We start from the raw sequence: 24,001 nt of genomic DNA on the forward strand, positions 1-24,001 counted from the left end.
GCCGCCGGGCGGTACGGGAGAGCCGCGAAGAGCGCCCGGACCTCAGCGGGAGGTGGAGGCGGCCTCCGACGTCGCGGCGCGCAGCCGGTCGAGGTCGAGGGTGCCGTCGGCGGGGTCGGCGGTGGGCGGCAGGGCGAGGGCCGCGCCGACCGGGCCGGGCAGACTGCCGGAACCGAGCAGTCCGGTGACGAGCTCGGTGGTGAGCCGGTGCCAGTCCGGGGCGCGCCGGATCATGGCGTGGTCGCCGCCGCGGACGGTGATCATGCAGGTCCGGGCACCGGCGCGGCGGGCCCGCGCGGTGAAGGTCTGGGTGGCCTGCGGGCTGGTCATCCGGTCCTGGTCGCTGTGGACGAGGACGACGTCGCGCCCCGCGAGCTGGGTGACCGGGTCGCCCGGCGGGCACCAGGGCGCGAGCCCGACGACGCCCCGCACGAGGGGGTGCCCGGCGGCGCCCAGGGCGGCGCGGGCGCCCATGGAGTGCCCGAGGAGGACGACGGGCGGTGCGGAGCCCGCCCCGGACGCCGCCTCCGCCTCCTCGCGCAGCGCGTCGAGCGCGGCGACGGCGTCGTGCAGCGGGTCGGCGCGGTCGCCGTTCCACCCCCGGTGGCCGTACCTCACCTGCCGTACGAGAACGGGGCCGCCGTCCCCGGACGGGCGGGTGGAGCGGGTGGCCCGGGTGAGGGCGTGGACGAAGGGCCGCATCCGCAGGCGCGGCAGGTTGAGCGGACCGGGCGGCGGGGGTCCCGTACCGCTCTCCCGGCCCCCGTGCAGGACGAGAACCACGGCCGACGGCGGTCGTTGGGACACACGTACCTCCAGGTCCTGATGCGGGCGCGATGCCCCGTCGCCCGTAGGCGGCGTCACCCTTATTCGGCGCGGCGGCCCGTTCGGATGGGTGCTGAGGCGGACGGTGCCGCAGGAAGCGCCGTCAACTGTACGGTCACGGGACCGTCCACGTACGCGGCACCCAAGGAGCGACCATGGCAACAGCACCTCACGTCGGCAGCGAGGCACCGGACTTCACGCTCCCGGGCGGAGTCCTGTCGGGCGAGACCTTCGCCCGCGCCGACTACCGCCTCACCGAAGCCCGCGGCCGCTCCCTGGTCCTGGCGTTCTACCCGGGCGACAACACCTCGGTCTGCACGAAGCAGCTGTGCGCTTACTCCTCGGGGATGGAGGCGTTCGAGGGCCTCGACGCCGAGGTGTGGGGCATCAGTCCACAGGGTGTGGACAGCCACGAGTCGTTCGCCCGCGCCTTCGACCTGCGTATGCCGCTGCTGGCCGACGAGGGCCGGGAGATCGCCCGGTCGTACGGGGTCGCCGCGCCGGGTATCGGCGTGCGGCGGTCGGTCTTCCTCATCGGGCCGGACGGTGTGCTGCGGTGGAAGCACGTGGCGCTGCTGGGAGCGACGTTCCAGTCACTCTCCACGCTCACCGACCGGCTGTCCGGCATTAAAAACGCGTAAAGATTGCCGGAATCCGGCAGTGACCGGAGCGCGTCGCACATGCGACGATCCCGGTGGATCGACAGAGCGCACACGGGGGACGTCGCGGGATCTCCACGGATCTCCGCAGGCAGGGGGAGCGATCGCATGACCTTCTTTCTCGGTCTCGGCATCGCGGGGATCGTCCTGCTGGTCCTGTCGCTGATCTTCGACGGTCTGCTCGAAGGACTGCTCGACGGGGTGGTGGACGGTCTCTTCGACGGTCTGCTCTCGCTGCCGGTGATCGCGGGCTTCCTCTCGATGCTCGGCTTCGGCGGGGCCATCACGCTGGGCACGACGGGCGCGGGCCCCCTCGGGGCGACGGCCGTCGGTACGGTGGCCGGTGCCGGGGCGGCCTGGCTGACCTGGAAACTCAGCAAGGCCCTGATGCGGGACCAGACGCACACGACCCCGCGCGCCTCCGACCTGGTCGGCTCACCGGGCTCCGTCGTGACGGCCATCCCGGCCGGTGGGTACGGGGAGGTGCTGCTGCGCCTGGGCGGCCAGCCCGTGAAGTACGCGGCCCGGTCCGCCGGTCCGGTGGCGCGCGGGACGGAGGTCTGGGTGGAGGAGACGCTGTCGACCACATCGGTGGCGGTCCGCCCGGTGGAGCGCTGACCAGCACCACCGCCCCGGCCCGCCCCGCCCACGTCACCGACCGCACGCGCCGCACACCACCGCACATCCGCAATCCGCCGTCCCCCACCGGGAGGGCAGGGGGGACACGTCTCATGAGTCCAGTCGCCATCGCCGTCATCGGCATCGTCGTACTCCTGGTCCTGCTGGGCCTGGTCGTCATCACCCGCTACAAGGTCGCCGGGCCCAGCGAGGCGTTCATCATCACCGGCCGCCGGGGCAAGAAGTCCACGGACCCGGTCACCGGGCGCATCAGCATCGACAACAGCGGTCAGAAGGTCGTCGTCGGGGGCGGCGTCTTCGTGGTCCCGTTCGTCCAGCAGAAGTTCACCCTGGACCTGTCCAGCCGGCACATCCCGATCGCCGTGCGCGGCGCGGTGACGCTGCGGGGCGTGAAGTCCAACCTCGAAGGCGTCGCGATCGTCAAGGTCGGCGGCAGCGAGGACTCCATCCGGGCCGCCGCCCAGCGCTTCCTCCAGCAGCAGAACGGCATCGTCGGCTTCACCCAGGAAGTGCTCTCGGGCGCGCTGCGCGCCATCGTCGGCCGGATGTCGGTCGAGGACATCATCCGGGACCGGGCCGCGTTCGCCGGGCAGGTCGCGGAGGAGGCCGAGGCCAGCCTCTCCGGCCAGGGCCTGATCCTGGACGCCTTCCAGATCCAGGACATCACCACCGAGGGCTCCTACCTGGAGGACCTCGGCCGCCCGGAGGCCGCCCGCGCCAAGCAGGAGGCCGACATCGCCGAGGCCATCGCGAGGCGGGCGTCGGAGCAGGCCCGGCTGAAGGCGGCCGAGGAGATCGCCGTCGCCGAGCGGACGTACTACCTGAAGCAGGCCGAGATCAAGGCCGAGACGGAGGCCGCGGCCGCCAAGGCCAACGCCGCCGGTCCGCTCGCCGAGGCCGCCCGCCGGCAGGAGGTCCTCACCGAGCAGGAGAAGGTCGCCGAGCGCCAGGCGGCCCTGACCGACCGCGAGTTGGACACGAAGGTCCGCAAGCCCGCCGACGCCGCCCGCTACCAGGCCGAGCAGGAGGCGGAGGCCCGCCGCGTCGCCCAGGTCAAGGAGGCCGAGGCGGACGCGGAGCGCTCGCGCCTGACCGGTCAGGGCGAGAAGCTGCACCGTTCGGCGCTGGCCGACGCGGTCCGCATCGAGGGTGAGGCACAGGCCGCGGCCATCGCGGCCAGGGGCGCCGCCGAGGCCGAGGCCATGCAGAAGAAGGCCGACGCGTTCGCCCGGTACGGCGACGCGGCAGTCCTCCAGATGCTGGTCGAGGTCCTCCCGGACGTCGTCGCGAAGGCCTCCGAGCCGCTGAGCGCCATCGACAAGATGACGGTCATCTCCACGGACGGCGCGAGCCAGCTGGCCCGTACGGTCACGGACAACGTCGCGCAGGGCGTGGAACTGCTCAACTCGACGACGGGCGTGGACCTTTCGGCGGTCCTGGAGAGCCTGAAGTCCCGCGTCTCCGCCACCTCGCCCGCCTCCGCCGCCCCGGAGACGGACCCGGCCCCCTCGACCACGCCCCCGTCGCCGAGGAACGGCGAGATCGAGATCAAGGGCTGACCACCCGGCCCCCCTCCAGGCGCCCCCGCGGGGCGCCCCCAGCACACCCCCCCGGTGCCCGGCAGCGACCCCGCCGCCGGGCACCGGCACGTCCGGAGCCCCGCTCGCCGGCAGCGGCTCACCGAACCCGTCGGCCCGCGGCCGTGACCACCGCCACCGCCACCGGTCAACGCGCGAGCGTACGCGGCCTGTTGCGGCAGACCCGCCCGGTCACCCCGTCCGTTGACGGACTACGGCGTCCCCGCGCCCGGATCCCGCTCCCGCCCCACCGCGTAGAGGTGGCTGTCGCGGAACTGGTCGGCGCCCAGGGTGCGGCCCACCATGATGACCGCCGTCCTGATCACCCCCGCCGCCTTCACCTGGCCGGCGATCGAGGCCAGGGGGCCGCGGAGGATGATCTCGTCGGGCCGCGACGCCATCGCGACCACGGCCGCCGGGCAGTCGGGGCCGTAGTGCGGGAGGAGTTCGGCGACCACGCGGTCCACGTACCCCGCCGCGAGGTGGAGGACGATCAGGGCGCCGCTGCGGCCCAGGGTGGCCAGGTCCTCGCCCTCCGGCATCGCCGTGGCGCGCTGGGCGACCCGGGTCAGGATGACCGTCTGGCCCACCGTGGGCACGGTCAGCTCGCGCTTGAGGGAGGCGGCGGCCGCGGCGAACGCGGGGACGCCGGGGACGACCTCGTACGGGACGTCCGCCTCGTCCAGGCGCTTCATCTGTTCGTTGACCGCGCTGAACACCGACGGGTCGCCCGAGTGCAGGCGCGCCACGTCGTGCCCGTCCGCGTGGGCCCCGAGGAGTTCCGCGGTGATCCGGTCGATGTCCAGGTTCGCCGTGTCGACCAGGCGGGCGCCCGGCGGGCACTCCGCGAGCAGTTCCACCGGGACCAGGCTGCCCGCGTACAGGCAGACCGGGGCGGTCGCCAGGACACGGGCGCCGCGCACCGTGATCAGGTCGGCCGCTCCCGGGCCCGCTCCGATGAAGTACACGGTCATGCGTCGTCTCCCTTGTACGTGTCGTCCCGGTCCGCCTGCGCCCCCACGGGCTTCCTCACCGACCACTGCGTCACCGGCATCGCCTGCCGCCAGCCCGTGAACCCGCCCACCGGCACCGCGTGCGCCACCGCCAGGCGCACCAGCTCGCCCCCGTACGCCCGGTGCCGCTCCCCCAGCAGCGCCTCCGACTCCAGCGTCACCGTGTTCGCGACCAGCCTGCCCCCGGGGCGCAGCGCCTCCCAGCACGCGTCCAGCAGGCCCGGCGCCGTCAGGCCGCCGCCGACGAACACCGCGTCCGGAGACTCCCGCGCGGCCAGGGCGGTCAGGGCGGCGGGGGCCTTCCCGGTCACCGCCTCCAGGGCCGGGACGCCCAGGCGTTCCGCGTTGCGCGCGATCCTCGCCGCCCGCTCCGGGTGCTGCTCCACGCTCACCGCCCGGCACGTCGGGTGCGCCCGCATCCACTCGATCGCGATCGACCCCGACCCGCCGCCCACGTCCCAGAGCAGCTCCCCGGGCGCGGGCGCCAGGGCCGCCAGCGTCGCCGCCCGGACGTGGCGCTTCGTGAGCTGGCCGTCGTGCTCGTACGCCTCGTCCGGGAGACCGGGCAGCAGGCCCAGGCGCGGGGTGTCCGGCCGGGCCCGGCACTCCACCGCGATCACGTTGAGCCGGTCCCCCGGCGGCCGCCGCCAGGTCTCCGCGGTGCCCTGCGCGCACGTCTCCGCCTCGCCGCCCAGCTGCTCCAGCACCCGCAGCCGGCTCGGGCCGAAGCCGTGGTCGGTCAGGAGGGCGGCGACCGTGGCGGGCGTGTCCGCGTCCGCGCTCAGGACCAGCAGCCTGCGCCCCTCGTGCAGCGCGGCGGCCAGCCGGGACACCGGGCGGCCCACCAGCGTCACCACCTCCGTGGTCTCCAGCGGCCAGCCGAGCCGGGCGCAGGCGTAGGACAGCGACGACGGGTGCGGGACCACACGCAGCCGCCGCGCCCCCAGCTCCTCCGCGAGCGCCCGGCCGATCCCGTAGAACATCGGGTCCCCGCTCGCCAGCACCGCGATCCGGCGCTCCCCGTGCTCGGCCAGCAACCGGGGTACGGCGGGGCGCAGCGGGCTCGGCCAGGCCACCCGGGCGCCCGCGCACTCCGGCGGCAGCAGGCCCAGCTGACGCGCCCCGCCGATCAGCACCTCCGCCTCGGCGAGCGCCGCCCGCGCCGGGCCGGACAACCCCGGCCAGCCGTCCGCGCCGATCCCGACGACCGCGACGGGGTACCTGGGCGGGGCGGGCTGGGCAGGCACGTGAAGGGACCTCATGGTTCACAGGGGTGGAGCCGGAGCCGGGGCTCCAGCCCACGGGGGGAGGGTGAGAACGTCGTCCGGCGGGCGTCGGACGTCGTCCGGAACTTTACTGAACGCCCTGCTCCGGGGCCTCCCCCGCGTCCCCCCGCCGCCGCCGGGCCCGTACGCCGAGGATCAGCAGCGCCACCAGCACCACCGCCCCCAGCAGCACCCCGTCCGGGACCCGCGCGCCCAGCCTCTGCGCCCACTGCTCGACCCCGAACGAGCTGTCGACCCCGAGCAGGCCCGGCAGCGCGGTCGTTCCGTCGTAGACGAGGAACAGCGCGCCCAGGGCGACGAAGAACAGGCCCGACAGCAGGGAGGTGGTGTGCAGCTCGAAGCGGCCGAGCCGGACCGTCCGCCCCCGCAGCCAGCTGCGGCGGCCGAGGTCGAAACGCTCCCAGAGCAGGGCGAGGACGAAGAGCGGCATCGCCATCCCGAGCGCGTACACCGCCAGCAGCAGCCCCCCGTAGACCGGGCTGCCGCTGACCGCCGCGACGGTCAGCACGCTGCCGAGGATCGGGCCCGCGCAGAATCCGGCCAGGCCGTAGACCGCGCCCAGGGCGTAGACGGAGAACGCGGTGGTGGGGCGGATACGGCCGCTGATCTCCGCGATCCGCCGCGACGCGAAGCCCAGGCCGGCGATCTGCGCCACCCCCAGCGCGATGATCAGCCAGCCCGCGCCCGTCACCAGGGCGTCCCGGTGCCCGTAGAACAGCCGGCCCGCGAAGGAACCGGCCGCGCCGAGCGGGACGAGGGTGGTGGCGAGTCCCGCGTAGAAGATGCCGGTGCGGGCCAGCAGCCGGGAGGCGGAGTCGACGGAGTACGCGAAGAAGGCGGGCAGCAGCAGCGCGCTGCACGGGCTGACCAGGGCGAGCAGCCCGCCGAGGAACGCCGCGAAGTAGCCGATGTCGGAGGTCACGTGCCGGAGCCCTCGGCAGGGTTGCCCGCGGTGCCGGCCGTCTTCGCCTTCGCCTGCTCGGCGGCGGCCTCGATGGCCCGGGTGAAGGTCTCCTCCGGCTGCGCGCCCGCGATCGGGCGGCCGTTGACCAGGAACGACGGGGTGGACGTCGCGCCGATCCCGTACGCCTGCTCCTGGTCCTCCTTGACCGCCGCACGGGCCGCTTCGCCGTCGAGGTCCTTCATGAACCGGCCCAGATCCCCGACCCCGGCCTCCTCGGCGAGCGCCTTCACCCGCTCCTCGCCGAAGCCCTTCTCCTTGGCCCCTTCGGCGTAGGCGGCCGCGTGGAACTCCCAGAAGCGGTCCTGCTGCCCGGCGGCCCAGGCGCCCCGCGCGGCGGTGTCGGACTCCTCGCCGAAGATCGGGAAGTTGCGCCACTCGATGCGCAGCGTCCCGTCCTTCACGTACTTCTCGATCAGCTTCGGCTCGGTGTCCCGGGCGAACTTGCCGCAGTACCCGCACTTGAAGTCGGCGTACTCGATCAGGACGACCGGGGCGTCCGGGCGACCGACGGCCAGCTGGTCGTCCGCGTCGCGGCGGGCCAGCTTCTCCAGCTCCGGGTAGACGCCCGCGTCCGGACCGGCGGAGACCTCCGCGGCCGGACCGGTGGCGGACTCCTTGGCGGGGTCGTCGGGCGAGGTGGCCTGGTAGGAGGCGAAGCCGAGGAGCCCGGCGGCGAGGACGACCACCGCGCCGTAGAGCAGGGGCTTGCGCGAGGCGGGGGCGGCGGACGGGGACTTCGGGTTCGGCTGCGATTTCCTGGGCGTGGGCATGGAGCACTCCGTGCGGAAGGCTGAGAAGCGGGGCAAGGGGTGAAGAGGTGCGGGACCGCGCGCCCCTCTAGACCCGCAGCACGGAGAGTTCGACCGGGGTCGGGGTGGACGGGACCGGCGCCCGGCTCGGTATCGCCGCAGGCGGCTCAGCCCGGGGCGCGCCCGTCGCGGCGGGCAGCCCCCACGGCGTGAGGCCGGGCGCCTGGTCGTGCGCGGCGCGGGCGCGGGAGGGGAGGGCGGGCTCGCTGTCGTGGCCGCTGGGCGCCCCGCACCCCGGAATGCCGGAGTCCGTATCCGCGACGGCCCCGGAGGCGGGGTGGATCGCGGCTGCGGCGGGCGGGGCGTCCACCGGTACGGCGGTGACCGGCAGCGCGGCGACGCTCACCGCGGCGGCCTCCCTCACGGCGTCCGACGAGGCCGGAGCCGCACCTGCCGCCGGTCCGCACAGCAGCCCCATGACGACCGCGAGGAGCGCCGTCAGGCTCCACCACTGGCTACGGGACACGGGAGGGGACCGGCCTTTCTCGCACCGGGGCGGTGGGCTGAGCGTTCGACTGCCCGAAAGGGTACGTGCCGCGTGACGCGGTCCGCACGAAATGAGGTCGCCACTCCACGGGCCCGGGTGAGATCCTGGGATCCGTATGTCTACTTCCTTCGCCGATCTCCAGTCCCAGCTCGGACAGCTCTCGCTCCGCGACGCGAACCGCCTCGGCCGTCGCCTGGAAGGCGCCCGACGCATCCGTAAGCCCGAGGCCCGTCAGTCCGTGCTGGACGAGATCGCGGCCGAGGCGGGCAAGGCCGCCGACCGGCTCGCGGCCCGCGCGACCCGGCTGCCCGACCTGTCGTACCCGGAAGAGCTGCCGGTCAGCCAGAAGAAGGACGAGATCCTGGAGGCGATACGCGACCACCAGGTCGTGATCGTCGCCGGGGAGACCGGCTCCGGGAAGACCACGCAGCTCCCGAAGATCTGCATGGAGCTGGGGCGCGGGGTCCGGGGCATGATCGGGCACACCCAGCCCCGGCGGATCGCCGCCCGCACGGTCGCGGAGCGCGTCGCGGACGAGCTGAAGACGCCGCTGGGCGAGACGGTCGGGTGGAAGGTCCGCTTCACCGACCAGGTGAACCCGGAGTCGACGTATCTGAAGCTGATGACGGACGGCATCCTGCTCGCCGAGATCCAGACGGACCGCGAGCTGCTGGCGTACGACACGATCATCATCGACGAGGCCCACGAGCGGTCGCTCAACATCGACTTCCTGCTGGGCTATCTGGCCCGGCTGCTGCCCCGCCGCCCCGATCTGAAGGTCGTCATCACCTCGGCGACGATCGATCCGGAGCGGTTCGCGCGCCACTTCGGGGACGCCCCGATCGTGGAGGTCAGCGGGCGGACGTATCCGGTCGAGGTCAGGTATCGGCCCCTCCTCGAAGAGGCCGACGAGGACACGGCGGACTCCGACCGCGACCAGATCACCGCGATCTGCGACGCCGTCGACGAACTGGGCCACGAGGCCCCCGGAGACGTCCTGGTCTTCCTCTCCGGGGAGCGCGAGATCCGGGACACGGCGGACGCGCTGAACAAGCGCAACCTCAGACACACCGAGGTGCTCCCCCTCTACGCGCGCCTCTCGCACGCCGAGCAGCACCGCGTCTTCCAGCGCCACACCGGGCGCCGCATCGTCCTCGCGACGAACGTCGCCGAGACCTCGCTGACCGTCCCCGGCATCAAGTACGTGATCGACCCGGGCACCGCCCGGATCTCCCGCTACAGCCACCGCACCAAGGTCCAGCGGCTGCCGATCGAGCGGATCTCCCAGGCCAGTGCCAACCAGCGCAAGGGCCGCTGCGGCCGTACGTCGGACGGCATCTGCGTCCGGCTCTACTCCGAGGACGACTTCCTCACCCGGCCGGAGTTCACCGACGCGGAGATCCTGCGGACCAACCTGGCCTCCGTCATCCTCCAGATGACCGCCGCCGGGCTGGGCGACATCGAGAAGTTCCCGTTCATCGACCCGCCGGACCACCGCAACATCCGCGACGGTGTGCAGCTGCTCCAGGAGCTGGGGGCGCTGGAACAGGCGGAGAAGGCCCCCGGGGAGGGGAAGAAGGGGCAGCGGCTCACCCCGCTGGGCCGCAAGCTCTCCCAGCTGCCGGTCGACCCGCGGCTGGCCCGGATGGTCATCGAGGCCGACAAGAACGGCTGCGCCCGCGAGGTCATGGTCATCGCCGCCGCGCTCTCCATCCAGGACCCGCGCGAGCGGCCCGCGGACAAGCAGACCCAGGCCGACCAGAACCACGCCCGGTTCAAGGACGAGACCTCCGACTTCCTGGCGTATCTGAACCTCTGGGCCTACGTCCGCGAGCAGCAGAAGGAGCGCGGCTCGTCCTCGTTCCGCCGGATGTGCAAGCAGGAGTACCTGAACTTCCTGCGCATCCGCGAATGGCAGGACATCTACGCGCAGCTGCGCACGGTGGCCAAGCAGATGGGCATCACCGTCCAGGAGCCCAAGGCCGACGAGGGCGTCCCCGAGCAGGCGGTGCACACCTCGCTGCTGGCCGGGCTGCTGTCGCACATCGGGCTGAAGGACACCGAGAAGAACGAGTACCTGGGCGCGCGCAGCGCCAAGTTCGCGATCTTCCCCGGCTCGGCGCTGTTCAAGAAGCAGCCCCGGTTCGTGATGTCGGCGGAGCTGGTGGAGACCTCCCGGCTGTGGGCGCGGGTCAACGCCAAGGTCGAGCCGGAGTGGATCGAACCACTGGCCCAGCACCTGGCGAAGCGCACCTACAGCGAACCGCACTGGGAGAAGGACCAGGCGGCGGTGATGGCATACGAACGGGTCACGCTCTACGGGGTGCCGATCGTCGCCCAGCGCAAGGTGAATTTCGGCCGTATCGATCAGGAGGCCTCGCGGGACCTGTTCATCCGCAACGCCCTGGTCGAGGGCGACTGGCGCACCCACCACCAGTTCTTCCACGACAACCGCAAACTGCTCGGCGAGGTCGAGGAGCTGGAGCACCGCGCCCGGCGCCGCGACATCCTCGTGGACGACGAGACCCTGTTCGACTTCTACGACCAGCGGATTCCCGAACACATCGTCTCCGGGGCGCACTTCGACTCCTGGTGGAAGCAGAAGAAGCGCGAGGAGCCGGACGCCCTCGACTTCGAGCGCTCCATGCTCATCAACGAGAAGGCCGGGGCCGTCACCAAGGACGACTACCCGGACTCCTGGCGGCAGGGCAAGCTCAAGTTCAAGGTGACCTACCAGTTCGAGCCCGGCGCGGACGCGGACGGTGTGACCGTGCACGTACCGCTCCAGGTGCTCAACCAGGTCACCGCGGAGGGCTTCGACTGGCAGATCCCGGGGCTGCGCGAGGAGGTCGTCACCGAGCTGATCCGCTCGTTGCCGAAGCCGGTCCGCCGGCACTACGTCCCCGCCCCGAACTACGCGGAGAAGTTCCTCGACCGGGCGGTCCCGCTCCAGGAGCCGCTGCCGGTCACCCTGGCGCGGGAGCTCCAGCGGATGGTCGGAGTGCCGGTCACCGCGGACGACTTCGACCTGTCCCGGGTCCCGGACCACCTCAAGATCACGTTCCGGATCGTCGACGAGCGGCGGCGCCGGGTCGCCGAGGACAAGGACCTGGAGGCGCTGAAGCTCCGGCTGCGTCCGAAGGCCCGCCAGGCGCTCTCCCAGGCCGCCGCGGCGACCGCGGGCCCCTCCGGCGAGTCCATCGAGCGCTCGGGCCTCACGGACTGGACGATCGGCACGCTGGACAAGGTCTTCGAGACCCGTCGCGCGGGGCAGCCGGTGAAGGCGTATCCGGCCCTCGTCGACCAGGGCGGGACCGTGGCCGTACGCCTCTTCGACACCGAGGCCGAGCAGCAGCAGGCGATGTGGCGCGGCACCCGGCGGCTGATCATGCTGAACATCCCGGTGAACCCGGCGAAGTTCGCGTCCGACCGGCTGAGCAACCAGCAGAAGCTGGCCCTCTCCCGCAATCCGCACGGCTCGGTGCAGGCCCTCTTCGAGGACTGCGCCACTGCCGCCGCCGACCGGCTGATCGCCGCGCACGGCGGGCCCGCCTGGGACGAGAAGGCGTTCCGGACGCTGTACGACAAGGTCCGCGCCGACCTCGTGGACCTGACCGTGCGCACCATCGACCAGGTGCGGCAGGTGCTGGCCGCCTGGCAGGCCTGTGAGCGCAGGCTGAAGGCGACCACCAGCCCCACCCTGCTCGCCAACGTCACGGACGTGCACAACCAGCTGGCCCGGCTCGTGCCGGCCGGTTTCGTCACGGCCACCGGTCTGCGCCGGCTGCCGGACCTGATGCGCTATCTCGTGGCGGCCGACCGGCGGCTCCAGCAGATGCCGACGGCCGTGCAGCGGGACACCACGCGCATGGCCAAGGTCCACGAGATGCAGGACGAGTACGCCTGGCTCCTCGAACAGCTCCCGCAGGGGCGGCCGGTGCCGCAGGAGGCGCTCGACATCCGCTGGATGATCGAGGAGCTGCGGGTCAGCTACTTCGCGCACGCCCTGGGCACCGCGTTCCCCGTCTCGGACAAGCGGATCGTGAAGGCGATCGACGCGCTGGCGCCCTGAGGCGGGCCCGCGTCCGGGGCCTCCGGGCGGGGCCCGGGGCGGAGTTCCGGGCGGGGCCTCGGACCGGGCTGCCGGTGACGGAGTCACCACCAGGAGTGAAGTCGACCCGGACCTCATCCCTCCTGTACAGTCTGGTTTCGCAGCGAGCCGCGAGGCAAGCAGCGAAAACCTGGTCCTGTGGAGCAGTTTGGAGTGCTCGCCACCCTGTCAAGGTGGAGGCCGCGGGTTCAAATCCCGTCAGGACCGCAGTGGAGAAAGCCCGGATCGTCTCGATCCGGGCTTTCGCGCGTCCGGAGCACGGAGGCTGGAGCACGAAGCACGGAAGCCGGAAGCGGGGACCAGGGAACAGGGCCCCGGGGAACGACCCACCGGTCGGGAGTCACCGCCGGTCTTGACTGCGGCTCGCGCCGCCGGTACTCCGGAGGAACAGAGGCCGCCCCTGTTTCACCGCGCCCCCCGGCGCTCGGTTCCACGGCGCTCCCCGGCGCCGGTCACGGCGAGGGACGGCCGGGCTCACCGGGAGGTGGCTCGTATGTCCGCGTCCGCAGCACGACACGAGACCCGCGCGCTGCTGCGCGCCCATCTGGCGGCCGCCTCCGGCTATCGCCACCTCACCCGGCGCTGCGCGGTCTGCCACCGCCTCCTGCGCCTCGCCATGGAGCCCGGCGAGCCGGAGGAGCGGCGCGAGCGCGACGAGGCGGGCCGACAGGGCGCGCCTTCAGGCCCGTTCGCCACCTCACAGGACGCCGACCGCCGCCCGAACGGGCAGACGTCTCAGGACGAAGGCGACGGGGCCGACAGGGCCGACGGCCGGGACAAGGCCGAAAGACCCTCCGGTCCATGACCATCGCCCGGGTGACTCCGCGTTCACAGGGTGGCACGCTGGAAGTTGGCAAGCATCGTGCAGTGTGATGGTAGTCACCGAATAAATTTTCAGACCGGGGGATCTTACGCCTCCCCTACAAGTAGTGAATTTAATATGTGCAATTGCACTGGGGCGAACGGCTGGCGCGACCGTTCCGTCCGGGGCTGTCCCCTCGCGTCCGGGACGCTCGCGCACACTCCCGCACAGACTCGCTCACAGACCCACGAACGCCCCCGTCGGCGCCTTGAAGCCGACCGACCGCCCGGTTCTGCTGTGGTCCGTACCAGGCCACGGAGCGCCCCCGCGAGGGCCTTTCAAGGCCGTCCCGGAGCGGCCCGGAGGAGCTTGACGAGGCCCCCGGGGAGCACCGGCCGGGAAGCCTCGCGGGGGGCACAAAAAAGATCGCGCTGGACCCGGCGGAGTCCAGCGCGATCGATGCGACGCACCTGTGGAACACAGATATGACGCCCGTTGGGGCAGGCGTCCGTCGAGTGGAGCTGTGGGTGGGCGGCTGGGGTTGGGGGACCCGGCAGCTGCCCGATGGTGGAGCGGTCCTGCGTACTGCCTGTACTGCTGTGTACTGCGGTAATTGCCTGGTGCTGCCTGCGCGACAGGGGTGTGTCAGGCCTCGCTGCGCTGCTGCGGAATACCCGCGAGCAGTGCGCGGACCTCTGCCTCGCGGTACCGGCGATGTCCACCGAGCGTGCGGATGGACGTGAGCTTGCCAGCCTTGGCCCAACGGGTGACCGTCTTCGGGTCCACGCGGAACATCGTGGCAACCTCAGCCGGGGTCAGCAGCGGCTCGGCATCAGGGGTGCGAGCGGTCATGAGCGGCCTCCTCGGGAGAACCGAACCATCTCGGTTCTTTCCTCTAAATTCTGCACCTTGACCCGCGTTGCCCGAAATGGCGGACGCGGGCCGAGTCGGTTATAGGACGAACGGCTTGTCCTCGGCACTACAACTACACCATCCGTCCAGCCACGTCGGCCAAACCGATGGAATTGCCCTCCCAGGTGTTCATCAGCGACGGAAGCCGATGGACCATGCCATAGCGGACAGTCACGCCACAGTGACGATCAGTCACAGAGCGATCAGGAGTCATCAGACCCCCCATAGCGTGCAATGCTGAGCATTCTGCCCTTACTTGGACAGAAGGAGCCCTCCCCGGACTCCTTGTCCTATTTTGGCATGAGGAGCAGGGATAGGCGCAAGGGCCCTGTTAGTGCTGTCCATCACGCTTGAGACAAAGGCCCGGTTCGGGACGTAGGTCCTGGAGCCGGTCGCGTACGCTCCCGTCCCACTCCCCTCACGCGACGTCAATCGACACCACGCGCCCCGCCGAACGGGGGTTCACCACCCGTCGGCTCCGTCTCGGGTCACCTCCTTCCGCTCCTTCCGCCGGATCGTGTCCGGCCGTCCGTCCTGGATGAAGGATGCCCCGGTTCCGTCCTGTTGATGCCGCTGTGGGTCTTTTCACGTCAATTGGTGAACTGGCGGTCCCGGACCGCCCGCCACCGCTCCGCCAGCCGCGCGTAGGCCGCGCCCGCCCCCTCGCTGTCGCCGTCCCGCAGCGCGGCGAGCCCCTCCGCCACATCGGCCGCCGACCGGTCCGCGTCCAGCAGCTCCGCCGGCAGCGCGTGCACCAGGCCCCCGTAGTCCAGCTCGACCAGCGAGTGCGGGTGGAAGTCCTCCAGCCAGCGGCCCACGTCCACCAGGCCGTCGGTCAGCGGGCCCTCGGCCATGTTGGCGCGCAGCGTGCGCAGCGCCCGCGCCAGCCGCCGCCGGGCCTCCACCATCGGGGTGCGGTAGCGCAGCACCGGACCGCCGCCCTCCCCGGCTTCGGCCCCGGCTTCGTTCGCCGCCGTGTACTCGCGCTCGTCGTCCTGGAAGAGGACGAACCAGCGCACCGGCACCTGCCACACCGTGGAGCGGATCCACGGCCGGGCGTCCGGGTGCCGGGCCTGCCACCGCTCGTGGTCCGCCCGCGCCTGACCCCGCACCACCGACGGCAGCAGGGCGTCCAGCACGTTGGCCGGAAACATTCCCCCCAGCTCCTCCAGGGCCAGCCAGCCCCGCAGCCGGGTCCGCCACGGACAGACGCAGACCGCCCCGTACAGCTCCGCCACGAAGGCGTCACCGCTCTCGTGCACCGGCACGCCCACCGGGGGCGTCGGCACCAAGTCGGCCAGCGAGCGGCGCAGTTCGTCCTGGGCCGTGGGGAGGTCCGCGCGCTGTGCGTAGCGCGCCCAGTGACTCCGCTCGGGCTCGGCGAACGCGGCGAGCGGCTCGTAGACCCGGAGGTAGGACGCGTAAGGGACGAGCACCGAAGACACCACCGACATGCAGCGCATCGTGCCACGGCCGGACACCCCCTGCGGGTGATCCTTTGCACGGGGCGGATCCACGCCCGTACGGAGGACTTACGCTCGTGCCCATCGGACCGGCCGTGCCGGTCGGTCCGGGGTCCTCCCCACCCCTAGGAGGGCCTCCGCCGCTTCGTGTTATTTGGGAGTCACCACAGTGACCGATGTGACCAGCGGGCACGTAGACGTACTGCAGACCCTGTTCCACTCGGATCAGGGGGGCCACGAGCAAGTCGTGATCTGCCAGGACCGTGCCAGCGGCCTCAAGGCCGTCATCGCCCTCCACTCCACCGCCCTCGGCCCGGCCCTCGGCGGCACCCGCTTCTACCCGTACGCCTCCGAGGAGGAGGCCGTCGCCGACGCGCTGAACCTCTCGCGCGGGATGTCGTACAAGAACGCGCTCGCCGGGCTCGACCACGGCGGCGGCAAGGCCGTCATCATCGGTGATCCGGAGCAGCTCAAGAGCGAGGAACTCCTCCTCGCCTACGGCCGGTTCGTCGCCTCGCTCGGCGGCCGCTACGTCACCGCCTGCGATGTCGGCACCTACGTCGCCGACATGGACGTCGTCGCCCGGGAGTGCCGCTGGACCACCGGCCGCTCCCCCGAGAACGGCGGCGCGGGCGACTCGTCGGTCCTGAGCGCGTTCGGTGTCTTCCAGGGCATGCGGGCCTCGGCCCAGCACCTGTGGGGCGAGGCGGCGCTGCGCGGCCGCACGGTCGGCGTCGCCGGGGTCGGCAAGGTGGGCCGCCACCTCGTGGAGCACCTGCTCGCCGACGGGGCGCGCGTGGTGATCACCGACGTCCGCGAGGAGTCGGTCCGCCGGATCACCGCCCAGCACCCCGAGGTCGCCGTGGCGCCGGACACCGGCGCCCTGATCCGCACCGAGGGCCTGGATGTCTACGCGCCGTGCGCACTGGGCGGGGCGCTCGACGACGACACCGTGCCGGTGCTCACCGCGCAGGTGGTGTGCGGCGCGGCCAACAACCAACTCGCCCACCCGGGTGTGGAGAAGGACCTGGCCGACCGGTCGGTTCTCTACGCACCGGACTACGTGGTCAACGCCGGTGGCGTGATCCAGGTCGCCGACGAGCTGCACGGCTTCGACTTCGAGCGGTGCCGGGCGAAGGCGGCGAGGATCTTCGACACCACGCTGCAAATATTCGCACGTGCGAAAGATGACGGGATTCCGCCGGCTGCGGCGGCCGACCGGATCGCCGAGCAGCGGATGGCGGAGGCGCGCGGCCGCTGACGGTCGGAGCCCGTCCCCCGCCGGCCGGCGAGACAAGACTCACGCCGGTCGGCGGGTCGTACCTCCACAAGAGGTTAAAATCGCAGTTGACCAGCGGGGACGGGGCTCCTCACTGGTCCTGTGCCGGGGACCAGGACGCGGGCGGCGTACCGTATGGCCACGGAAGCAGGTACCGTTAAAGCCCTACGGGCGCGGTCTCTCAGCCGAGAGTCCGTCCTGAAACATGAACGCGTGTCAAGACTCTGGGGCCGTCGAGCCCCGTCACCGAGGGGGTCGAGCCATGGGGCGCGGCCGGGCAAAGGCCAAGCAGACCAAGGTCGCCCGCCAGCTGAAGTACAGCAGCGGCGGGACGGACCTGTCGCGTCTGGCCAATGAGCTGGGCGCATCGCCTTCGAGTCAGCCACCGAACGCGGAGCCGTTCGAGGACGACGACGAGGAAGATGACCCGTACGCACAGTACGCGGATCGCTACAACAAGGATGACGACGAGGACCACGACGACCAGTCGGGCCCCTCGTCCCAGCGCCGCGGCGCTTGACTTCGCGCTGACACAACAACCCGGTCCGGGCCTGCCCCGGGCCGGGTTCTGTGTGTCCCGGCCCGGATCCCCCTGCCGCCGGTGGGGTGGGCGTGCCGCCGGTTCCTACCGGGCGCATCGGCGGCACGACAGACCCCCTGCGGCCCGGTCCGCTCCCGGCTACGGGACAGCCCTCAGCGCGCGTACGAGCCGGTCAGCTCGGCGCCCGTCGCGTGGTCGCCGCGGTCGGTGATCTCACCGGCGACCCAGGCGTCCACACCCCGGTCGGCCAGCGTCGTCAGCGCGGCGTCCACCGAGTCGGCCGGGACGATCGCGATCATGCCGACGCCCATGTTCAGCGTCTTCTCCAGCTCCAGCCGCTCGACCCGGCCCGCCCGGCCGACCAGGTCGAAGACCGCGCCGGGCGTCCAGGTGGAGCGGTCCACGGTGGCGTGCAGCCCGTCCGGGACGACCCGGGCCAGGTTGTTCGCCAGACCGCCGCCGGTGACATGGCTGAAGCCGTGCACCTCGGTCGTGCGGGTGAGCGCGAGGCAGTCCAGGGAGTAGATCCGGGTAGGCTCCAGCAGCTCCTCGCCCAGCGTGCGGCCGAACTCCTCGACCTGGCGGTCCAGCGACCAGCCGGCCCGGTCGAAGACCACGTGGCGCACGAGCGAGTACCCGTTGGAGTGAAGACCGGAGGACGCCATGGCGATGACCGCGTCACCCTTGCGGATACGGTCCGCGCCGAGCAGCCGGTCGGCCTCGACCACGCCCGTACCGGCTCCGGCGACGTCGAAGTCGTCCGGGCCCAGCAGGCCGGGGTGCTCGGCGGTCTCGCCGCCGACCAGGGCGCAGCCCGCGAGGACGCAGCCCTCGGCGATGCCCTTCACGATGGCCGCGACACGCTCGGGGTGGACCTTGCCGACGCAGATGTAGTCGGTCATGAACAGCGGCTCGGCGCCGCAGACGACCAGGTCGTCCACGACCATGCCGACGAGGTCGTGGCCGATCGTGTCGTACACGCCCATCTGGCGCGCCAGGTCCACCTTGGTGCCGACGCCGTCGGTGGCCGAGGCCAGCAGCGGGCGCTCGTAGCGCTTGAGGGCGGAGGCGTCGAAGAGTCCGGCGAACCCGCCGAGGCCGCCGAGGCCCGCGACCTCGGGGCGCTGCGTCTTCCTGACCCACTCCTTCATCAGCTCGACGGCGCGGTCACCGGCTTCGATGTCGACGCCCGCTGCCGCGTAGGAAGCGCCTGTTGTCTCAGACATGGCCTGGGATCTTTCGTGTGGAGATACGGGGCTGGTGCAAGGGGCGCGGACCGGTCCGGGTCACGGACGGCGCACCGCGTCGGCCGCGGCGGTCGCCGCGGGACCCGCCGCCAGCTCGGTCTCCAGCAACTGCTTGCCGAGCAGCTCGGGATCCGGCAGCTCCATCGGGTATTCACCGTCGAAGCAGGCGCGGCAGAGGTTCGGCTTGTCGATCGTCGTGGCCTCGATCATCGAGTCGATCGAGATGTACGCGAGCGAGTCGGCGCCCATGGAGGTGCAGATCTCGTCGACGGTCATGCCGTTGGCGATCAGCTCGGCGCGGGTGGCGAAGTCGATGCCGAAGAAGCAGGGCCACTTGACCGGCGGCGAGGAGATCCGGATGTGGATCTCGGCGGCTCCGGCCTCGCGGAGCATCCGGACCAGCGCGCGCTGGGTGTTGCCGCGGACGATCGAGTCGTCCACGACCACCAGGCGCTTGCCCTTGATGACTTCCTTCAGCGGGTTGAGCTTGAGCCGGATGCCGAGCTGGCGGATCGTCTGCGAGGGCTGGATGAAGGTCCGGCCGACGTAGGCGTTCTTGACCAGACCGGCGCCGAACGGGATGCCGCTCGCCTCCGCGTACCCGATCGCGGCGGGGGTGCCGGATTCCGGGGTCGCTATGACGAGATCCGCCTCGACGGGGGATTCCGCGGCCAGCTTGCGGCCCATCTCCACCCGGGAGAGGTAGACGTTCCGCCCGGCGATGTCGGTGTCGGGGCGGGCCAGGTAGACGTACTCGAAGACACAGCCCTTGGGCTTCGCTTCTGCGAATCGGGAGGTGCGCAGACCGTTCTCGTCGATGGCGACCAGCTCGCCCGGCTCGATCTCGCGGACGTAGCTGGCGCCGCAGATGTCCAGCGCGGCGGACTCGGAGGCGACGACCCAGCCGCGCTCCAGGCGGCCCAGCACCAGCGGGCGGATGCCCTGCGGGTCACGGGCGGCGTAGAGGGTGTGCTCGTCCATGAAGACGAGCGAGAACGCGCCCTTCACGTCGGGGAGCACCTTGGCGGCGGCTTCCTCGATCGTGAGCGGCTTGTCGTCCTCGTCGCGCTGCCCGGCGAGCAGCGCGGTCACCAGGTCGGTGTCGTTGGTCGCGGCGACCTGGGTGGCGCGGCCGTCCTTGCGCGGGAGGTCGGCGACCATCTCCGCGAGCTGGGCGGTGTTGACGAGGTTCCCGTTGTGGCCGAGCGCGATCGAGCCGTGCGCGGTGGCACGGAACGTCGGCTGCGCGTTCTCCCACACCGAGGCGCCGGTGGTGGAGTAGCGGGCATGACCGACCGCGATATGGCCCTGGAGGGAACCCAGAGACGTTTCGTCGAAGACCTGCGAGACCAGTCCCATGTCCTTGAAGACCAGGATCTGGGACCCGTTGCTCACTGCGATGCCCGCGGATTCCTGTCCGCGGTGCTGCAGGGCATACAGTCCGAAATAGGTGAGCTTGGCGACCTCTTCGCCCGGAGCCCAGACACCGAAGACGCCACAAGCGTCCTGGGGGCCCTTCTCTCCGGGGAGCAGGTCGTGGTTGAGTCGTCCATCACCACGGGGCACGGCACCGAGTGTAGGCGAGATCGACCACTGGTCCGAATTCGGGGCCGGTCGGCGAAGGTACGGCGGAGCACGGGGAACGCGTCGCGGGCCGACGGCGGCGGGGCGTTTCGCGGGGCTTCGCCCCGTCACCCAGGGTGATCACCGGCAGGCCGGCCGGAACCGCCGCGGCCGGTGTCCGACGCCCGCCGCCCGGCGATGGGGCCGGTTACCGGCCGGTCGGACCCCGCGCCGGGCGGCGGGCGGCGACCCGGCGCGGACCGCCCCGCCGTGGCGATCGGTGATCGCCCCGGGCACCGCGACAGGCCGTCGGCCGAACGCTCATTTCGTGGTGAGCCTCACACCACGCGGGCGGAGCACCGGCCCCCGGGCCGGGTCCGGCCACGCTCACTTCGGGGGGGGCGAAGTACGGCCGGCCGCGCTCGTGCCCGGGTCGTGGACCCGGGTTCAGCCGTGCTGCCGCGGGGTCTTGGGCTGCGCCTCCAGGTCGGCGGCCTGGGCGGTGATGCCCTGGTCGCCGGAGCCGGTGAGCGTGAGCGTCTGCCCCTTGACCGTGTACGTCACCGTGCCGTCGAGGGCGGCGAGGACGGCGCGTTCGGTGTCCATCTCCGCCTTCGGGCACATCTTGCGGGTCCCGGCCACCGGGCCGAACGTGATCGTGTCGCCCTTCACCGCGGCCTTGGCCTGGAGGGAGCTGCACCCGGAGTTGCCCTCGACGGTGCCGTCCTCGCGGAAGGTGAGGTGCGGCGTCCGCTCCGGGGGCAGTCCGGCCGGGACGGAGACCGTGCTCTCGCCGCTGAGCAGGGACTTCACCGCCCACCGGGTGCCCACCAGGTCGGCGGGCTTCTCCTCGCTCAGGGCGAGGGTGTCGCCGCCCTCGGTGGTGAGGGTGAGCTTCTCGCCGGAGAGCTTCGCGGTGAGGTCGCCGTCCATGGCGCGGAGCGCGGCCTGCTCGACCGTGCCGGTCTCCTCGTCGCAGGCCATCTGGGTCGCGACGGGCTTGCCGAGGGTGACGCGGTCGCCCTTGACGGTGGCGTCCGCGCTGATCTGGTTGCAACCGAAGCTCACGGTGGCCCGGCCCTTCGGGTCGATCTCCATCCGGGACCCCTCGGGCGCCTCGGTCTTCTTCCCGCCGACCGTGACGGAGTCGACGGTCCACGCCACCCCCGTGACGGGCACATCGCTCTGCACGGCGTCCCCGCCGTCGCCGGAACCGGACCCGGGCTCCGTACCGCACGCGGCGAGGGTGAGGAGAGCCAGGGCACTGACGCTGACTGCCATACGTTGTGTGCGCATGGCGATGTGACGGTACGAGGGGCCGATCCGGTTCCCCCGGGTGCCGCGGCGGTGGCCGCGGTCAGCCCATCAGGGGGAGCAGGGCGTCGAGATCGGCCCGCTCACCGCTCGCGCTGACCTCGGCGTCCGCCAGCGCCCGCGCCCACCGGGTGCGCCCGGTGGCGAGCCGGAGCCAGGTCAGCGGGCCGGTCTCCACGACGTTGGGCGGGGTCCCCCGCGTGTGCCGGGGGCCCTCGATGCACTGGACCACCGCGAACGGCGGGACGCGCACCTCCACCGAGCCGCCGGGCGCCCGGTCCGCGAGGGCGTCCGCGAGCAGCCGCGTGCAGGCGGCCAGCGCCTGCCGGTCGTACGGGATCTCCAGCCCGAGCGCCGCGTTGAGGTCGTCCGTGTGGACGGTCAGCTCCACGGTCCGGGTGACCAGGAAGTCGGTCAGGCGCATCGTGCCGACCCGGGTCGGGATCAGCCGCTCACCCGTGCCGGAGGCCGGGACGTCCGCGCGGAAGGCCGCCTCCACCTCCTCGTACACCGCGGTGAGATCGGGGCGGTCCGCCGCCAGGCCCTCGACGTCCTCGCTGATCCGGGCGGCGTGCGCCGCGGTGACGGAGGGCCACCGGAGGAGGGTGAGGCCGGGGCCCGGTCCGGGCGGCTCCGGCAGGGCCAGGAACCGGCTCACGCTGCCCAGACCCATCGCCACGTGCGCGGCCACCTCCCGCACCGTCCAGTCGCCGAGCCGGGTCGGCCTCTCCAGCTGCTCGGGCGTCAACGCGGCCACGGCGTCCCGCACATGGGCGAACTGGGCGAGGACCGCGGTGCGGGTCCTGAGGTGGTCGTAGGCGCGCGGGCGCTTCTTGGCCGGGGGCATGGGGCGAGACTAACGGGCACCACTGACACCGGCGTCCACGGTGAACGCCTCCCCGTCGGCCGGGACGCCGACGCCCCGCCAGGTGAACGGGACGCCCCGGGCCGCGTCCGGGTCGGGGCCGTCCATGAGGTGGAAGTGCAGATGCGGTTCGGTGGTGTTCCCGGAGTTGCCCACCCGCCCGATCTCCTGGCCGGACCGGACGGTGTCCCCGGCCGCCACCGCCGCCGAGCCGCGCCGCAGGTGGGCGTAGACCGCGTACGTACCACCGCCCAGGTCCAGGACCACGTGGTTGCCGAGGACCCGGTGGACGCCGAGCACCGAGCGGACGTTGGCCTCGATCAGCAGGAGGAGGACGAGGGCGGGCAGCGAGGTGCGGCTCAGGTGGTCGCGCTGGCCGTCGCCCACCCGGACGACCGTCGCGTCGGCCACCGCGAACAGCGGTTCGCCGAAGGCCGGGAAGCGGTCGTTGCGGCGGGCCAGCGGCCACAGCAGGCGAAACGGGGGCCGGGCCGGGGGCTCACCGTCCGGCGTGCGCGGTTCGGCCACGATGTCGATCGCGTACGTCTGCCCGTAGGCGTGCGTCCCGTGGCTCGGGGTCTTGTCCGCCGGGCTGTTGAGGGCCGTCCACCGCCCGGTGACCGGCGGGCCGACCTCGACCGGCTCCCTCGGCCCGCCCCGGGGCGCGGCGGCCCTGGACTGGAGCACCGTCGTCGTCAGCAGGAGCGCGGCGACGACCGCCGCGGGCAGGAACGTGGTCGCCCACCCCGGTCCGGGCAGATCGGTCACCACCTCGGCGGCCACCAGCGCGAACAGCACCAGCCAGGAGATCCGGTGGGCCTTCTCCACCGCACGGCGAACGGACATGGTGTCTCCCCCTGTTGTCGTTACTTGCCGGCCGGTTCCGGCCTTCCGGTCCCTCGTTGCCGCCCGGCCCGCTTCCCGGTGCGTCGCCGCGTCGCCGCGTCCAGCTTCCCGGCGCGCCGTCGCGTCGTCGCGTCCCGGTCTAGGGCCGCGCCGCCGTCAGCACCACCAGCAGCGGTACGACCCGGGCGGCCGGGACCTCGTAGCGCCCGCGCCCGGCCGCGTGCAGCCAGCCGGTGCCGGTGAGCTGGCGCAGGTGGTGGTAGATCTGGCCGGTGGTGCCGATCCCGTCGAGCGCGGCCAGTTCGGCGGGCGTACGGACGCCGCCGAGGATCTCGCGGAGCAGCCGGAGCCGGACCGGGTGGCCCAGCGCGGCCAGGGACTCGGCGGCCTGCGCCCAACTGCCGCCCCTGCCACCTTCGTTCGCTCCGCTCCCCCCACCGCCGTCGTTCCTCTGCTCCTCGTCCCCGTCCAGCAGGGCCTCGGTGAGGGCGCCGTACTGCCACTCGTAGCTCTCACCGGTGGGCAGCCGGACCGAACCCGCGTAGAGCACACCGCCGTCGGCCGCCGCCTCCCCGACGTCGGCGAGCTGCCGCTTGAGCCCCTCCAGCGCCCAGAAGCCGCCGTCGCCCAGTCGGGGCGGCTCGCGGTCCTGCCGCTCCAGCGCCGCGAGCCGTCGCTCCAGCCCGGCCACGCGCTGCTCCAGATCCCGCTCCATGACACCGACTTTACGTAATGACGTAATTTCCATCAAGAGTGCGCGCGGGAAAGCCGAAGCCCCCGCCGGGGAGGACCCGGGCGG

At 72.4% G+C, this 24,001-nt stretch carries 21 protein-coding genes and 1 tRNA gene; 8 read left to right on the forward strand and 14 right to left on the reverse strand.

The annotated features are described in order from the left end of the window. Nucleotides 1-42 precede the first annotated feature (42 nt). Nucleotides 43-807: an alpha/beta hydrolase gene (locus ACIRRU_RS12905; protein WP_403679254.1), complete on the reverse strand. Its 765-nt coding sequence runs from the start codon at nt 805-807 to the stop codon at nt 43-45. A 173-nt stretch (nt 808-980) separates the two neighbouring features. Between ACIRRU_RS12905 and ACIRRU_RS12910 the strand changes: the two genes are divergently transcribed. The 3 genes from ACIRRU_RS12910 to ACIRRU_RS12920 all read left to right on the forward strand — a co-directional run bounded on the left by ACIRRU_RS12910 (nt 981) and on the right by ACIRRU_RS12920 (nt 3,682). After that, the gene (locus ACIRRU_RS12910; protein WP_363203054.1) at nt 981-1,466 is read left to right on the forward strand and encodes a peroxiredoxin; all 486 of its coding nucleotides are present in this window, start codon (nt 981-983) and stop codon (nt 1,464-1,466) included. Nucleotides 1,467-1,592: 126 nt separating this feature from the next. After that, a complete protein-coding gene (locus ACIRRU_RS12915) occupies nt 1,593-2,102 on the forward strand; it encodes a hypothetical protein (protein ID WP_403679256.1) in 510 nt (169 codons plus the stop codon). 113 nt (nt 2,103-2,215) lie between these two features. Continuing rightward, on the forward strand, nt 2,216-3,682 hold the full coding sequence (locus ACIRRU_RS12920) for a flotillin family protein (RefSeq protein ID WP_403679258.1): 1,467 nt from the start codon (nt 2,216-2,218) through the stop codon (nt 3,680-3,682). A 230-nt stretch (nt 3,683-3,912) separates the two neighbouring features. On the opposite strand, the gene cobM is transcribed toward ACIRRU_RS12920, so the two are convergent. The 5 genes from cobM to ACIRRU_RS12945 form a co-directional block, all read right to left on the reverse strand. Continuing rightward, entirely contained in the window at nt 3,913-4,674 is a 762-nt protein-coding gene (cobM, locus tag ACIRRU_RS12925; protein WP_403679260.1) for a precorrin-4 C(11)-methyltransferase, read from the reverse strand. Beyond that, nucleotides 4,671-5,960 carry a precorrin-6y C5,15-methyltransferase (decarboxylating) subunit CbiE gene (gene cbiE, locus ACIRRU_RS12930; RefSeq protein ID WP_403679262.1) on the reverse strand — a complete coding sequence of 430 codons (1,290 nt, stop codon included), beginning with the start codon at nt 5,958-5,960 and terminating at the stop codon, nt 4,671-4,673. The genes cobM and cbiE overlap by 4 nt, the downstream gene beginning before the upstream one ends. 106 nt (nt 5,961-6,066) lie before the next feature. Then, nucleotides 6,067-6,921 (reverse strand): cytochrome c biogenesis CcdA family protein, encoded by an 855-nt coding sequence (locus ACIRRU_RS12935; protein ID WP_403679264.1) that lies wholly within the window; start codon nt 6,919-6,921, stop codon nt 6,067-6,069. Beyond that, a complete protein-coding gene (locus ACIRRU_RS12940) occupies nt 6,918-7,733 on the reverse strand; it encodes a DsbA family protein (protein ID WP_403679266.1) in 816 nt (271 codons plus the stop codon). The genes ACIRRU_RS12935 and ACIRRU_RS12940 overlap by 4 nt, the downstream gene beginning before the upstream one ends. 67 nt (nt 7,734-7,800) lie before the next feature. Then, complete coding sequence (locus tag ACIRRU_RS12945) at nt 7,801-8,238, reverse strand: hypothetical protein (protein ID WP_403679268.1); 438 nt, start codon at nt 8,236-8,238, stop codon at nt 7,801-7,803. Between the two features lie 136 nt (nt 8,239-8,374). Here ACIRRU_RS12945 and hrpA point away from each other — a divergent pair, with 136 nt between their 5' ends. The 3 genes from hrpA to ACIRRU_RS12960 all read left to right on the forward strand — a co-directional run bounded on the left by hrpA (nt 8,375) and on the right by ACIRRU_RS12960 (nt 13,175). Continuing rightward, complete coding sequence (gene hrpA, locus ACIRRU_RS12950) at nt 8,375-12,331, forward strand: ATP-dependent RNA helicase HrpA (RefSeq protein WP_403679270.1); 3,957 nt, start codon at nt 8,375-8,377, stop codon at nt 12,329-12,331. A 171-nt stretch (nt 12,332-12,502) separates the two neighbouring features. Further along, nucleotides 12,503-12,577: transfer RNA gene (locus tag ACIRRU_RS12955), tRNA-Asp, on the forward strand. Between the two features lie 286 nt (nt 12,578-12,863). Next, nucleotides 12,864-13,175, forward strand: a complete 312-nt coding sequence (locus ACIRRU_RS12960) for a DUF6274 family protein (RefSeq protein WP_403679272.1) — start codon at nt 12,864-12,866, stop codon at nt 13,173-13,175. Nucleotides 13,176-13,817: 642 nt separating this feature from the next. Here ACIRRU_RS12960 and bldC read toward each other — a convergent pair. Together bldC and ACIRRU_RS12970 are read right to left on the reverse strand one after the other, a co-directional pair. Next, nucleotides 13,818-14,024 carry a developmental transcriptional regulator BldC gene (bldC, locus tag ACIRRU_RS12965; protein ID WP_003949541.1) on the reverse strand — a complete coding sequence of 69 codons (207 nt, stop codon included), beginning with the start codon at nt 14,022-14,024 and terminating at the stop codon, nt 13,818-13,820. Nucleotides 14,025-14,674: 650 nt separating this feature from the next. Then, a complete protein-coding gene (locus ACIRRU_RS12970; protein ID WP_403679274.1) occupies nt 14,675-15,538 on the reverse strand; it encodes a hypothetical protein in 864 nt (287 codons plus the stop codon). Nucleotides 15,539-15,716: 178 nt separating this feature from the next. On the opposite strand from ACIRRU_RS12970, the gene ACIRRU_RS12975 reads away from it, so the two are divergent. Both ACIRRU_RS12975 and ACIRRU_RS12980 read left to right on the forward strand, forming a co-directional pair. Next, the gene (locus tag ACIRRU_RS12975; protein WP_403679276.1) at nt 15,717-16,808 is read left to right on the forward strand and encodes a Leu/Phe/Val dehydrogenase; all 1,092 of its coding nucleotides are present in this window, start codon (nt 15,717-15,719) and stop codon (nt 16,806-16,808) included. A gap of 280 nt (nt 16,809-17,088) precedes the next feature. Next, on the forward strand, nt 17,089-17,346 hold the full coding sequence (locus ACIRRU_RS12980) for a DUF3073 domain-containing protein (RefSeq protein WP_363203042.1): 258 nt from the start codon (nt 17,089-17,091) through the stop codon (nt 17,344-17,346). 173 nt (nt 17,347-17,519) lie between these two features. On the opposite strand, the gene purM is transcribed toward ACIRRU_RS12980, so the two are convergent. The 6 genes from purM to ACIRRU_RS13010 form a co-directional block, all read right to left on the reverse strand. Further along, on the reverse strand, nt 17,520-18,593 hold the full coding sequence (gene purM / locus ACIRRU_RS12985; protein WP_363203041.1) for a phosphoribosylformylglycinamidine cyclo-ligase: 1,074 nt from the start codon (nt 18,591-18,593) through the stop codon (nt 17,520-17,522). Between the two features lie 60 nt (nt 18,594-18,653). Beyond that, nucleotides 18,654-20,180, reverse strand: coding sequence for an amidophosphoribosyltransferase (gene purF, locus ACIRRU_RS12990; protein ID WP_363203040.1), 1,527 nt, complete (start codon nt 20,178-20,180; stop codon nt 18,654-18,656). A gap of 444 nt (nt 20,181-20,624) precedes the next feature. Continuing rightward, a complete protein-coding gene (locus ACIRRU_RS12995; protein ID WP_403679278.1) occupies nt 20,625-21,473 on the reverse strand; it encodes an META domain-containing protein in 849 nt (282 codons plus the stop codon). A gap of 61 nt (nt 21,474-21,534) precedes the next feature. Further along, a complete protein-coding gene (locus ACIRRU_RS13000; RefSeq protein WP_403679280.1) occupies nt 21,535-22,338 on the reverse strand; it encodes a sterol carrier family protein in 804 nt (267 codons plus the stop codon). 9 nt (nt 22,339-22,347) lie between these two features. Then, on the reverse strand, nt 22,348-23,202 hold the full coding sequence (locus ACIRRU_RS13005) for a M23 family metallopeptidase (protein ID WP_403679282.1): 855 nt from the start codon (nt 23,200-23,202) through the stop codon (nt 22,348-22,350). Nucleotides 23,203-23,341: 139 nt separating this feature from the next. Next, entirely contained in the window at nt 23,342-23,917 is a 576-nt protein-coding gene (locus ACIRRU_RS13010; protein WP_403679284.1) for an ArsR/SmtB family transcription factor, read from the reverse strand. Between the last annotated feature and the right edge of the window lie 84 nt (nt 23,918-24,001).

This window comes from Streptomyces sp. NPDC101181 (assembly GCF_044767975.1).
Taxonomy (GTDB): Bacteria; Actinomycetota; Actinomycetes; order Streptomycetales; family Streptomycetaceae; genus Streptomyces.